At 66.5% G+C, this 12,628-nt stretch carries 11 protein-coding genes; 3 read left to right on the forward strand and 8 right to left on the reverse strand.

The annotated features are described in order from the left end of the window. Positions 1 to 111: 111 nt before the first annotated feature. The 3 genes from ACNQPB_RS16225 to ACNQPB_RS16235 form a co-directional block, all read right to left on the reverse strand. Complete coding sequence (locus ACNQPB_RS16225) at positions 112 to 426, reverse strand: hypothetical protein (protein ID WP_498753449.1); 315 nt, start codon at positions 424 to 426, stop codon at positions 112 to 114. Positions 427 to 566: 140 nt separating this feature from the next. Then, positions 567 to 1,283, reverse strand: coding sequence for a FadR/GntR family transcriptional regulator (locus tag ACNQPB_RS16230; protein ID WP_498753451.1), 717 nt, complete (start codon positions 1,281 to 1,283; stop codon positions 567 to 569). Positions 1,284 to 1,368: 85 nt separating this feature from the next. Then, on the reverse strand, positions 1,369 to 3,180 hold the full coding sequence (locus ACNQPB_RS16235; protein ID WP_498753452.1) for an AMP-dependent synthetase/ligase: 1,812 nt from the start codon (positions 3,178 to 3,180) through the stop codon (positions 1,369 to 1,371). Positions 3,181 to 3,382: 202 nt separating this feature from the next. Here ACNQPB_RS16235 and ACNQPB_RS16240 point away from each other — a divergent pair, with 202 nt between their 5' ends. Further along, a complete protein-coding gene (locus ACNQPB_RS16240) occupies positions 3,383 to 4,507 on the forward strand; it encodes an ROK family glucokinase (RefSeq protein WP_498753453.1) in 1,125 nt (374 codons plus the stop codon). Positions 4,508 to 4,525: 18 nt separating this feature from the next. Here the strand turns inward: ACNQPB_RS16240 and ACNQPB_RS16245 are convergent, their stop codons facing one another. From ACNQPB_RS16245 to ACNQPB_RS16255, 3 genes are read right to left on the reverse strand one after another with little or no spacing between them, the layout of a single operon-like run. Next, positions 4,526 to 5,035 (reverse strand): hypothetical protein, encoded by a 510-nt coding sequence (locus ACNQPB_RS16245; RefSeq protein ID WP_498753454.1) that lies wholly within the window; start codon positions 5,033 to 5,035, stop codon positions 4,526 to 4,528. Continuing rightward, positions 5,032 to 5,844: an alpha/beta hydrolase gene (locus tag ACNQPB_RS16250; protein WP_498753455.1), complete on the reverse strand. Its 813-nt coding sequence runs from the start codon at positions 5,842 to 5,844 to the stop codon at positions 5,032 to 5,034. The genes ACNQPB_RS16245 and ACNQPB_RS16250 overlap by 4 nt, the downstream gene beginning before the upstream one ends. After that, positions 5,841 to 6,629 (reverse strand): alpha/beta hydrolase, encoded by a 789-nt coding sequence (locus ACNQPB_RS16255; protein WP_498753456.1) that lies wholly within the window; start codon positions 6,627 to 6,629, stop codon positions 5,841 to 5,843. The genes ACNQPB_RS16250 and ACNQPB_RS16255 overlap by 4 nt, the downstream gene beginning before the upstream one ends. A gap of 109 nt (positions 6,630 to 6,738) precedes the next feature. Between ACNQPB_RS16255 and ACNQPB_RS16260 the strand changes: the two genes are divergently transcribed. Next, on the forward strand, positions 6,739 to 7,452 hold the full coding sequence (locus ACNQPB_RS16260; protein WP_498753457.1) for a lysophospholipid acyltransferase family protein: 714 nt from the start codon (positions 6,739 to 6,741) through the stop codon (positions 7,450 to 7,452). Between the two features lie 94 nt (positions 7,453 to 7,546). Then, on the forward strand, positions 7,547 to 8,917 hold the full coding sequence (locus ACNQPB_RS16265; protein WP_498753500.1) for a class II 3-deoxy-7-phosphoheptulonate synthase: 1,371 nt from the start codon (positions 7,547 to 7,549) through the stop codon (positions 8,915 to 8,917). Between the two features lie 83 nt (positions 8,918 to 9,000). Here ACNQPB_RS16265 and pknB read toward each other — a convergent pair whose 3' ends face one another. Continuing rightward, entirely contained in the window at positions 9,001 to 11,097 is a 2,097-nt protein-coding gene (gene pknB / locus ACNQPB_RS16270; protein ID WP_498753458.1) for a Stk1 family PASTA domain-containing Ser/Thr kinase, read from the reverse strand. A gap of 80 nt (positions 11,098 to 11,177) precedes the next feature. Beyond that, entirely contained in the window at positions 11,178 to 12,479 is a 1,302-nt protein-coding gene (locus ACNQPB_RS16275) for a lytic transglycosylase (protein ID WP_498753459.1), read from the reverse strand. Positions 12,480 to 12,628 lie beyond the last annotated feature (149 nt).

Below are 12,628 nucleotides of genomic sequence, written 5' to 3' on the forward strand. Positions count from 1 at the left end.
GCCGCATAGCGGACATAGGGAAAAGGAGCCCTGCGCGGTAATCGTGCAGGGCTCCTTTTTCCTTCTGCCCTGGCGTTGCCGGGTCAGGGCTGGGCGTAGACGGTTGGGTCCCTATCGGCTGCTGTATTCCGTTCTCTTGCTGCCGGACCGTGGAATTTGGGGGCGCAGGGAGTAGAAGGGCGTGGACCTGGCGCGGGTACCCGGCGGAAGGTTGCATTGGATGATCTGGGCGTCTTCGAGGACCTTCAGGTGGACGCCGAGAGTATCCCTGCAGGCGCTGACTTCATTGAGGATTTCGGAAATCCGGCTGGCCCCGTTGCGTGCGAGGTAGCTGATGATTTGAGCGTGGATCCGGGTGTGCCTGGTCCGGACTTCGGCGGTTGAAAGCGCAGGCGCGGGTTCTTGGCGTTCGATGGTCTGGGTCATGGTGGGGATTGTTTCCTCAGGCTGTAAGGCGCCCTGGCACGTCGTTGTGCCGGACACCGGGTTTGGGCGTGATGGAACCGCACCTGCCCGACAAAGCGGACGGGTGAGGGGTGTTGGTGGCGGTGATGAAGCAGCGCCGGCTACGCATCCTGCGGGTGTGTGCCCGTGAGTGAGTGAAGAGCGAACTCCACACCCTGAAGGTGGAGCATCATCGCGAGGGTGGCCTCGTCCGACGAGCCCCGTTCGATGGCGGCGAAGATCGCGGCGTGTTCGACCCCGGAGTCGTGCCGGCGGTCCAGGACAAGGTTCAGGGTATTGGACTGCCTGGCCATGGCATCATCAATGTCGGCGAGCATGGCCGAGAACACGCCGTTGCCGCTGGCCCTGGCGATCCGGGCATGGAATTCCGAGTTCAAAGCCACCCATTGGGGCAGTTCCTCCTCGGCCTCCATGGCCTCCAGGATCTCCCGCAGGCCTTCGAGGTCCTCCGGTGTTCGCCGTTGTGCGGCCAAACCGGCAGCGGGGATCTCGATGTGTGGCCGGGCTTCGAGGAGCTGGCGTCCCGAATACTTTCCCAGCCGCAAATCCGCAACCGCCTGGTCGGCGATCACAAAGGTCCCTTTGCCTGTCTGTGTTGCTGTCAGGCCCAGGGAGCCCAGGGACCGTAAAGCCTCCCGCACCATGGTGCGGGATACCCCGAACCGCTGGGCCAGGGACGCTTCGGAGTCCAAGCGCGTCCCAACCGGCAGCTTCCCTGTTTCGATGGCAGAACGCAATGCCGCCAGGACACCTTCAGCGGCACCTACCCGCACGATTCGGTCCTGACCAGCTGTCCAGCTGTCCAACAGGTTTTCCATGACTCGACCATGGCATGGATCACATTCTCCCGTCAAAACGGGACCACTTAGATGACGACGGAGCGGCCGTGGCCGCTCCGTGCAACTACGAACCCCTGGGGGCCGCGTACATCTCCTCGATGACGGTCTCGAAGTCCTTCATCACCTGGGCGCGCTTGACCTTCATGGACGGCGTCAGGTGGCCGGAAGCTTCGGTGAAGTCCGAGCCGACGATCCGGAAGGACTTGATGGCCTCGGCCTGGGACACCGACTGGTTGGCCCTGCTGATCAGTTCCTGCACCGCGGCCCGTACCACGGCGTTGTCGGTCGCCTCCTGGAGGCTTGTGCCCGCGGGCAGGCCGTGGCGCTCCAGCCAGCCGGGAAGGGCCTCCTCGTCCAAGGTCACCAGGGCGCCGATGAACGGCCGGTTGTCGCCGAGGACCACTACCTGGGAGACGAGGGCGTCGGCACGGATCTGGTCCTCGAGCAGCGCCGGAACCACGTTCTTGCCGCCGGCGGTGACGATGATTTCCTTCTTGCGGCCGGTGATTTTCAGGAAGCCCTGCTCGTCCAGTTCGCCGATGTCTCCGGTGCGGAACCAGCCATCCACGAAGGTTTCGGCAAGAAGGTCGTCGCGCTTGAAGTAGCCCTTCATTACGCAGACACCCTTGGCGAGGATCTCGCCGTCGTCCGCGATCCTGACCGCGTTGCCCGGCAAGGGAGCGCCCACAGTGCCGATCTTGATCAGGGAGGGGGTGTTCACGGAGATCGGGGCTGTGGTTTCCGTCAGGCCGTAGCCCTCGAGGATCTGGAGCCCGATGCCTTGGAAGAAGTGGCCCAGGCGTTCGCCCAGCGGGCCGCCGCCGGAGACCGCGTGGGAGACATGCCCGCCCATTGCCGCACGGAGCTTGCCGTAGACGAGGCGGTCGAAGAGCGCGTGCTTGAGCCGCAGGCCCAGGCCGATGGAACCGCTCTGGCGTGCCTTCGAGTAGGCGATGGCGGTGTCCGCCGCCGTGTGGAAGATCCCGCCCTTGCCGCCGTCCTCGGCTTTGCTCAGAGCCGAGTTGTAGACCTTCTCGAAGACCCGCGGCACAGCCAGGATGAAGGACGGCCTGAAGCTCTGGAGGTCTGACAGCAGGTTCTTGATGTCCGGGGTATGGGCCACCTGAGCGCCGGCCGCGACGGCCAGGACCGAGATGAAGCGGGCGAACACGTGGGCGAGCGGCAGGAACATGATGGTTCGGGCGTGCTCGTTCACCACGTCACCCAGGGAAGCCAGCGCGTTTTCGGACAGTTCCACGAAGTTGCCATGGGTCAGCTCGCAGCCCTTGGGCCGGCCCGTGGTGCCCGAGGTGTAGATGATCGTGGCGGTGTCCGAGAGTACCGCCTTGCTGCGGCGGGATTCGAGTTCCTCGTCGCTGACTCCGGCGCCGGCGCTGCGCAGCAGGTCGAGTCCACCGCCTTCCAGCTGCCAGACATTGGCCACCGTGCCGAGGTCCTGCCCGGCCACTGCCTGCCGGATGATGTCCTCGTGGTGCGCGGCCTCGGCGAACGCTGCCACGGCGCCCGAGTCCCCGAGGTTCCAAGCCACCTGCGAGGGGGAGGAGGTTTCGTAGATCGGAACCGAGATGCCGCCGGCGAACCAGATGGCGAAGTCCACCAGGGTCCATTCGTAGCGGGTGCGGGACATGATGCCCACCCGGTCGCCGAGCTGGACGCCGTTGGCGATCAGGCCTTTCGCCAGTGCCGATACATCCGCGAGGAACTCCCGGGCGTGGATGTCCTGCCACTGGCCGGCCCCGTCCAGCTTGGCGAAGAGGGCGGGGTTGGACGGCTTGTTTGCCTGCCGGATCACGAGGTCCGTGATGTTGGTTTCAGGGGCAACATTTACCAGGGGCGGAACACTGACTTCACGCACGATAGCTCCTTTGATATCAACAGACCAATGCAGGGCTGCTCTAACTCTAATACGCCCGTTGTATGGGTGTGTCGGAGTTCACCTACTGGCGAGTAACTTTACGGCGAAGCCCGGAAATCCGCCAATGCGCGGGCGTTTCGACGTGTTGCGCTGCTGCCTTCGCATCCCCGGGTATGTCCTGCCCCGGGAATAGGATGGCGGGATGCTGAGAACCACACCGCCAGCCGGCGGCCGGGCGCGCAAGGCGCCCTGGCCCGCATCCGCCGCCGTCCGCCGTCGTGGTCCGCTGCGGAAAGGTGCCGCCCCCTGGGCCCCTGGCGGGGGAAACCAGGTGGCAGCGTCCGCCGGGCATTCGCGGCTGGGACGGCGCGGCCTGGCGATCGGGATCGACATCGGTGGCACCAAGGTGGCCGCCGGTGTGGTCGACGCCGAGGGCCGGGTCCTGGAGGAACGGCGCCGGACGACGCCGGGCAGCGACCCCCGCGCAGTGGAGGGGGTAATTGTTGAACTTGTCCAGGAGCTTGGGGAGAATCACCGGATTGCTTCCCTTGGCATCGGCGCTGCCGGCTGGATGGACCTCGACGGCGGCACGGTGCTGTTCAGCCCGCATCTCGCCTGGCGCAATGAACCGCTGCGGGACAACCTGCAGAAGCTCCTTCGCCGGCCAGTGCTCCTCTCCAACGACGCCGACGCCGCCGCCTGGGCCGAGTGGCGCTTCGGCGCCGGGCGCGGCGAGAGCCGCCTCGTGTGCATCACCCTGGGCACCGGCATCGGTGGTGCGATGGTGATGGACGGCCGGCTGGAGCGCGGGCGCTTCGGGGTCGCGGGCGAGTTCGGCCACCAGGTGGCTGTTCCCGGCGGCCACCGCTGCGAATGCGGCAACCGGGGCTGCTGGGAACAGTATGCTTCGGGAAACGCGCTCGGCCGGGAAGCCCGGGAACTCGCCCGCCGGAAGTCCCCTTTGGCCTACGAACTGCTGAAGGCCAGCGGCGGGGTGGTCGACGACATTACCGGGCTGACGGTTTCCCAGCTGGCGAAGTCCGGCGATCCGGCGTCCAGGGAACTGCTGGAAGAAGTCGGCCAATGGCTCGGCCTGGGCCTGGCCAACCTCGCAGCCGCGCTCGACCCGGGGACGTTCGTGATCGGCGGCGGCCTGTGCGACGCCGGCGAACTGCTGGTGGGACCGGCGCGGCAGGCATTCACAAGGAACCTCACCGGCCGTGGTTTCCGCCCGCCGGCGGCGATCAAGCTTGCCGAACTCGGGCCCAGCGCAGGCATGATCGGCGCGGCCGATCTGTCCAGGGTCAGCGGCAGGCTGCAGGGCTAGGCAGGTCAGCGCACGCGCTTAGACGCGCGCGCCGTCGTCGTAGTCGTCCTTTTCGCGGGGGAGCCGCATGATGAGGTAGACCACGGAAGCAAGGAAGGCAGCCACCATCCCGAGGATTGCCGGCAGCGGCGCCGAACGCCAGAACATCGCCGTGAACAGCAGGGCGAGCGGCCCGCCGATGGCGCCCACCCAGGCCAGCATTGTCAGCGGCTCGGTTCCCGCCAGGCTGGGCGGCTCCTCCGGGATGAAACCCTCGTCGTCTTCGGCCGCTTCGTAATCGCGCGGCCCACCTTCGGATACGGCGTCGCCAGCATCGGTTTCCTCGAAGGCCGGCCGGGAAAGCCCCAGCGGGTCATAATCGCTGAAGCTGCCCGTCCGGGGGCTCCGGTCCGGTAACGCCGGAGTATCGCCGGGGCCGTCCAGGTCTTCGTCCGGCATGGCTTCGAGCCTGGCTACGAGGTCAAGCCAGATGGCGTCCTCGTCCTTGTTCGCGCTTTGGTCCGCGGAGTCGGGCCCCGGCCTGTTCATGGGTGCCGTCCTTCGGGGCCGGAGTCGTCCAGGGCGCGGCCGGTCTCCCCGGCGGCCAGTCCGGCAACGGTTTTCCGGATGAATTCCGCGGAAGCCTGGAAGATTCCCGGGGCGTCGTTGTCCAGGGTCGCCACGTGATAGCTGTTCTCCAGGACGGTCAGCTCCACGGGTGCCGAGACAAGGCGCCGCAGCTGCCGGATGCTGGCGTCGGACACCACATGGTCGACGGAGGAACGGAATACGCGCACCGGCGCGGAAATCCGGGGGAGCAGCGCCCAGGTGTCCTTGTACAGCTTCTTCAGTTCATGGGCCGCGGCCACCGGGGTGCGCGGATAGGCGCCTTCATCCATGCCGGGCTTGCGGATGTCGTTGGCGATGGCCGGAGTGGTCTTGAGGACATGCTTGAGGATGCCGACCACCGCGGCGCGGGGGTCGTCGATGACCAGGCCCGGATTGATCACGATGGTGCCGGCAACCGGCCGGGTGGCCCCGATCCGGAGTGCAAGCGCGCCTCCCATGGAGAGCCCTGCGGCGAACACATAGTCGCATTCGGCCTGCAGCTCGAGGTAGGCGGCATCCACCGCGTTGTGCCACTCCTGCCAGTGCCGGGTGGCCATGTCCTGCCAGCTGGTACCGTGGCCGGGCAGCAGGGGAAGCCGGACGGCGAAACCTTCTCCAGCCAGGTACCGCGCCCAGGGGCGCAAGCTGTGCGGACTGCCAGTGAATCCGTGGCTCATCACCACGCCGACGCTGGGGCCTGAACCGGTGAAGCTGCTTGAGAACGGCGAAGAATCGGGGAGAGTGTTCATGATGACTCCGAGGCTACTCTGTCGGCGGCGTGCCGCAGGAAAAACGCGGCGGATTCTTCAAGGACCACGGGCGCGTCCAGGTCAAGGGTCGCCACGTGTCCGCTGTGCGGAAGGGACACCACCCGTAGGTCCTTGCTGCCGATGCGCTTGCGGATCATCTGCAGGGAACTCGGCGGTACCACCGTGTCCTGCTGCGACTTGAGCACCAGTGCCGGTGCCGTGATGGCCGGAAGTGAGCGGTAGGCGGAACGGAACAGCTTCTTGAGTTCGTGCACCGCCGCCAGCGGCGTGCGGGAGTAGTCGCCGTCGTCGGTGGCGGCCGCCGTCGGGTCTTCCTCCTCGATAGGTGCGGTGGTGCGCATGACGTGCTTGAGGGCGCCGATGTACCGGACCCGCCGGTCATAAAAGCTCAGTCCGGGATTCACGACGGCGACCCCTGCCACCGGGTGCCGGGCCGCAGCACGCAGCGCCACGGCGCCGCCCATGGAGAGGCCCGCTACGAAGCAGCGCGAGGTTGCGCCGGCCAGCTCCAGGTAGCTTTCCTCGAACGCTCCGTACCAGTCCTTCCAGGAGGTCCGGGCCAGGTCCTGCCAGTGCGTCCCGTGCCCTGGGAGTAGCGGGACCGTGACCGCGAAGCCCCGGGCGGCAAGGTATTCGGCCCACGGCATGATGCTGAGGGGGCTGCCGGTGAATCCATGGCAGAGGGCGATTCCGGTGTCCGCGTTGGCCCCGTGGCCCGCATACCGGAAGGGCCGTGGACTATCCGGGACGCTGCTTTCCGTCATGAGTCCATCGTGTCACTGTTCCGCACAATTCACACAGGAGTAGGGTGGCAATTGAGCGTCGAACGGAAACGTCCGGCCATATTCATATGCCGCCCGGGGAGGAACCACGGTGTTCTATTGGGTCATGAAGCGGATCTTTATCGGTCCCATCCTCAAACTGCTGTTCCGTCCATGGATCAAGGGACTGGACAACGTACCGGCCGAAGGCGCAGCGATCCTCGCTTCCAACCACCTTTCCTTCTCCGACTCGATCTTCCTGCCGCTCATGGTGCACCGCCCGGTGATCTTCCTGGCCAAGTCCGAATACTTCACCGGAACCAGCATCAAGGGCAGGCTCACGGCGCTGTTCTTCAGGCTCACCAAGCAACTGCCCATGGACCGCTCGGGCGGTGCGGCCTCCGAGGTGTCCTTGCAGGCCGGCCGGGACGTGTTGCTGGGCGGGGGACTGCTGGGAATCTACCCCGAAGGAACCCGCAGCCCTGACGCCCGCCTGTACCGGGGCAAGGCCGGGGTGGCCAAGCTGGCGCTGCAGACCCGTGTTCCGGTGATTCCCGTGGCAATGATCGGCACCGAAAAGGTGCAGCCCATCGGCAAACGGATACCGAACATCAGGCGCATCGGCATGATCATCGGGCAGCCGCTGGACTTCAGCGAGCACTATGGCGAAGAAGAAGACCGTATGGTCCAGCGCACGGTCACGGACCGGATCATGTACGAGATCATGCGGCTCTCCGGGCAGGAGTACGTGGACGAATACGCCGCCGACGTCAAGGCCCGGCAGAGCGGCCAGGACCACGACGGCGGAGCCGGCGGAAAAGTGTGACGGCACCGCCCGCGAGGGTTACGGCAGCCGTGTCCCCAAAGCGACAGCCGCCCACTAGTCTTGTAGGGTGACTGAGCTTATTCCCGCACCCTCGATGACCGGCCCCATGACCAGCACGGCGCAAAGCGGCGCCGCTGACTATCCGGGCCTGGACGACTGGCGCGAGCTGCCGATTTCGCAGCAGCCCACATGGTCGGACAAGGACGTCTTCGACGCCTCCGTCAAGGAACTTTCGGTGCTGCCGCCACTGGTGTTCGCCGGTGAAGTCGATGTCCTGCGCGAACGCCTTGCCGCCGCCGCCCAGGGCCGTGCCTTCCTGCTCCAGGGCGGCGACTGCGCGGAAACCTTCGAAGGCGCCACCGCGGACAAGATCAGCGCGCGGGTCAAGACGATCCTGCAGATGGCCGTGGTGCTGACCTACGGTGCTGCGATGCCTGTCATCAAGATGGGCCGCATGGCGGGCCAGTTCGCCAAGCCGCGCTCCTCCAACGAGGAAACCCGCGACGGCGTGACCCTCCCGGCATACCGCGGCGACATCGTCAACGGCTACGACTTCACCCCTGAGTCCCGCGCGCACGACGCCGGCCGCATGTTGAGCGCATACCACACCTCCGCCTCCACGCTGAACCTGATCCGCGCCTTCACGCAGGGCGGCTTCGCCGACCTGCGCCTGGTCCACCAGTGGAACAAGGGCTTCACCGAGAACCCGGCCCACGCCCGCTACGAATCCCTCGCCCGGGACATCGACCGTGCCATCCGGTTCATGGACTCCTGCGGCGCCGACTTCGAGGCCCTCAAGCGCGTCGAATTTTTCGCCAGCCACGAGGCCCTCCTGCTGGACTACGAGCGCGCACTGACCCGCATCGACTCCCGCACCGGGCTGCCGTACGACACCTCCGGCCACTTCCTGTGGATCGGCGAGCGTACCCGCGAACTCGACCACGCCCACGTGGACTTCCTGTCCCGTGTGCGCAACCCGATCGGCGTGAAGCTCGGTCCGGGCACCAGCGGCGATGATGCCCTGCGCCTCATCGACAAGCTGGACCCCAACCGCGAACCCGGCCGCCTGACCTTCATCACCCGCATGGGTGCTAAGAACATCCGCGAGAAGCTGCCCGCCGTCGTCGAGCGCGTCACTGCCTCCGGCGCGCAGGTGCTGTGGGTGACGGACCCCATGCACGGGAACACGGTCACTTCGCAGAACGGCTACAAGACGCGACGCTTCGACGACGTGATCGACGAGGTCCGCGGCTTCTTCGAGGTGCACCAGGCCCTGGGCACCGTGCCGGGCGGCCTCCACATGGAGATGACCGGCGACGACGTAGCCGAGTGCCTCGGCGGATCGGACCCGATCGACGAGGACGCCTTCGCCGACCGTTACGAGTCCGTTTGCGACCCGCGGCTGAACCACATGCAGTCCCTCGAAATGGCCTTCCTGGTCGCCGGGGCGCTGGCCAAGCACTAGCAAGAGCCACGAACGTACAGCTGTGGCCCCGGAATCGCGGATTTCGGGGCCACAGCTGTACGTTCGCGCAAGAAGTCTGGACGCTAGACCACCGTCAGGGTGATCGTGGACCCCTCCGGGACAGCGGTATCCACCGGGTCCTGGTCCCGGACCGTTCCGAAGAAGCCGCCCAGGACGTTGTTGAGCTCCACCTGGAAGCCGAGTTTCTTCAGCTCCTTTTCGGCCTGTTTGGCCGGCTTGCCGATGAAATTGGGAACCTCGACCATGCGCGGCCCCTTGGACAGGGTCAGGGTCACCGTGCCGCCGCGGTTCAGGGTGCCGTCCGACGGCGACTGGCGGACCACCGAACCGGCGGGAACCTTCTTGTCGAAGACGGTGTCCGCGGCGATCTTCGCCGTCAGTCCGGCATCGGTGATCGCCTTCACCGCCGAGTCCCGGTCCATGCCGCGCACATCCGGAACAGGAAGGGGCTGCGGACCCTTCGAAACCACCAGGGCCACGGCCGTTCCATGGCGCACCGGAGTGTCCTTGGCCGGTGCCTGCGACAGGATGGTCCCAGCCGGTGCCTGCTCGTCGTATTTTTCAGTGACCTGGCCCAACGTCATCTCTGCGCCGGCCAGCGCGTCCTTGGCCTGCTCCAGGCTCAATCCGCCCAGGCCGACAAGGGGAAACAGCTGCGGGCCCTTGGACACGAACAGGGTGACCGGCAGGAACTTCCGGATCTCGACACCTGCGGCGGGGTCGGTTCCCACGGTGTAACCGGATTTCACCTCGTCGTCGAAGACATCCTGGGACCGGGATTGGAAGCCGGCTGTGCGCAGGAGCTGTTCGGCTTCCTGCGCCGGCTTGTTCTTGAGCGGCGGAATGGTTCCCGGGGAGCCGGGGCCCACGCCGAAGAACCAGCCGGCCGTTCCGGCCAGGATGGCAAGTAGCAGTATCACAAGGGTCCAGACGACGGCGCGGCGCCGGGGGTTTCCTTCCCGAAGCGTGCGTGACGGGATTGCGGCCGCCCGCACGCGGTCCTTCTCGGCTTGGCGCGCGGCCCGCTTTTCCTCGCGCGGGGAGAGTTCCTGGGCCGGGGGCTCCGAGTCGGCGTCACCCTCCCCGGCAAGGGCGCCGGACAGCGCGGGCGGCAGCACCGACGTCGGGAAGGACTGCGCTGAAAAGCCCTGCGTCAGGATCGAGGTGGGCTGGTGGCCGGAGGAAATGATCTCTGTCCGGCCGGCATTGTCTTCGTTGAGGGCGGCGCGTTCCAGGAGCTCGGTATGGGCGTCGGCTGGATTCCCTGCCTGTCCCGCGGCCGGAAGGGCCGACGGCGGCACGTAGTCCAGCTGCTCATCGCTGAGCGTGGTGCGGATGTGCCGCAGCTCGGAGAGCAGGGCGCCGCCGTCGACGGGGCGCTGCTCCGGGTCCTTGGCGGTACACCACTGGACGAGCTCGTCGATGTCGGACGCCAGGCCGGGGGCGGTGTCCGAAGGCGGCGGCATGTCCGCATTGACGTGCTGGTAGGCCACCTGGATAGGCACCTCGCCCGAGTACGGCTGGGCGCCGGTCAGCATTTCGTAGAGCATGACGCCCGCCGAGTAGATGTCGCTGTGGGCGTCGGCCGCCTGGCCCAGCACGAGTTCAGGGGCCAGATAGCCGACCGTTCCGATCAGCGATCCCGTACTGGTGGCGGCGGTGACGGCCCGGGCCAGGCCGAAGTCGCCCACCTTGATCCGGCCGTCGTCAGCGATCAGCACATTCTCCGGCTTCACGTCCCGGTGGATGAGGCCGGCGTCGTGGGCCGCGGCGAGGCCTTCGATGACCGGGTCTATCAGGGCCAGTGCGAGGCGCGGCGGGAGGGCGCCCTTTTCCTGGAGAACATCGCGGAGCGTGTGGCCCTTGATGTACTCCATGACAAGGTACGCCGTGTGGCCGTCCTGGCCTTGGTCGAGCACACCCACCACATGGGGATGGGAGAGGCTGGCGGCGGCACGTGCTTCCCGGCGCAGCCGCTCCAGGAAGCTGGCGTCGTTCGCCAGGTGCGGATGGAGGACTTTCAGGGCGACATCACGGTCCAGCCGCTCGTCGGTGGCCAGGTACACGGTGGACATTCCTCCGCCCGCGAGCCGGGCCCGCACGAGGTAGCGCCCGTCCACGAGGGAGCCGAGAAGGTGGTCCGATACTTGTTCCTGCACCCTACGATCCTAAATGAGCAAAGACAACGGGCCCGAATCGTCCATGCGATCCGGGCCCGTTGCGTGGGCGGACAGACGTCCTAGAACTGCTTCATCAAGGCCTTGATCGAGGCCACGTATTGCTTCGTGTCGGCGTACATTCCGTGCTTGCTGACGGAGTACTGGCCCTGGTAGTAGCCGGCGATCGCCAGGTCAACGGTCTTGCTGGTGCTGACGAGAGCACGGATGATCGCGACGCCGGCGGTCGCGTTGTCGTAAGGGTCGAGCAGGTTGAGCTCGCGGCCCACCAGCTCCGAAGCCCATTCGCCCGAGGACGGAATGACCTGCATGGTGCCGATGGCATTGGCGGGGGAGACGGCGCGCTGGTTGAAGCCGGACTCCTGGTAGGCGAAGGCCATGGCCAGGGACGGGTTGACGCCCATGCGCCGGGCAGTGTCCGCCACGATGTTCTTCATCTGCTCGCGGGTTGGAACCGGCGAAGCTTCCAGGATCGCCTTGTTCTTGTTTGCGGAGCTGACGACTGCTGCCGGGTACGTGTAGCCGAGGAAGGAACTAGGGACCAGCGGTTTGGAACTTGACGCCGGCTGGAGCGTGGAAGCGCCCGGGATGGCCAGTTTCTGCCCGGGGTAGATGATGGTGCTGGCCTTGAGCCGGTTGGCCGAAAGCAACTCGGACAGGGAGACCTTGTGCCGGTAGGCGATGCCGCCGAGGGTCTCGCCGGCCTTGATGGTGTAGGAGCCCGGGGATGCTGCCGGGGCCGGTGCGGCGGGACTCGGGGCGGCCGGGGCCGCACCGATCTTGATCTTCTGGCCCGGGTAGATGATGGAGCCCGCGTTCAGGCGGTTCCAGCTGAATACCTTGGACAGGCCGACGCCGTGCCGCGCGGCAATGCCGCTCAGGGTGTCGCCCGGCTTGACCGTGTACGTTCCGGTGGGGATGCTGGCCGGGCGCGATGCCGGCGCGGTGGAGACAGCCTTGAGCTTGACCCGCTGGCCGGGATAAATGACCGAGCTGGCCGAAAGCCGGTTGAGCTTCAGCACGGAACCGGTGTTCAGTCCGTGGCGCGCGGCGATGCCGCTGATGGTGTCGCCCGGCCTCACCGTATAGGTGGAGGGAACCGCTCCCGGCTGGGCCCGCAAGGCCGCAGGGATGGCGGCGGGCACGGACGACGCCGGGATGACGGTGCCGGAAGCCTGTGCGGCCTGTGCCTTGATGGCTGCGGCAAGCGTTGCGGGGATACGCTGCGGCTGCGAAGCGGGCAGGGCGGCAGCCGCCGGGTGCGCCAGGGCCAGCGATGAGAGCACGACGGCGGGCAACGCTGCTGTGGTGGCCGCAAACACGGGCATGCCTGTTGTCTTCTTGGACGAACGTGGGGTCGTCATAGGAAATCCTCATCTCAGCCGCGGCCTTTGCAGAACGCTGCTGCCAGTGATGCCAATGTTACTAATGTGAAAAAAGATGCAATTGTGATCAAAGTGAATCTCTCACAGATTTGAAGCAGGCACAAGAAAACACCTGCTCAATGGCCCAT

It is taken from the genome of Curtobacterium sp. LFS079 (assembly GCF_047977865.1).
Classification (GTDB): Bacteria; Actinomycetota; Actinomycetes; order Actinomycetales; family Micrococcaceae; genus Arthrobacter.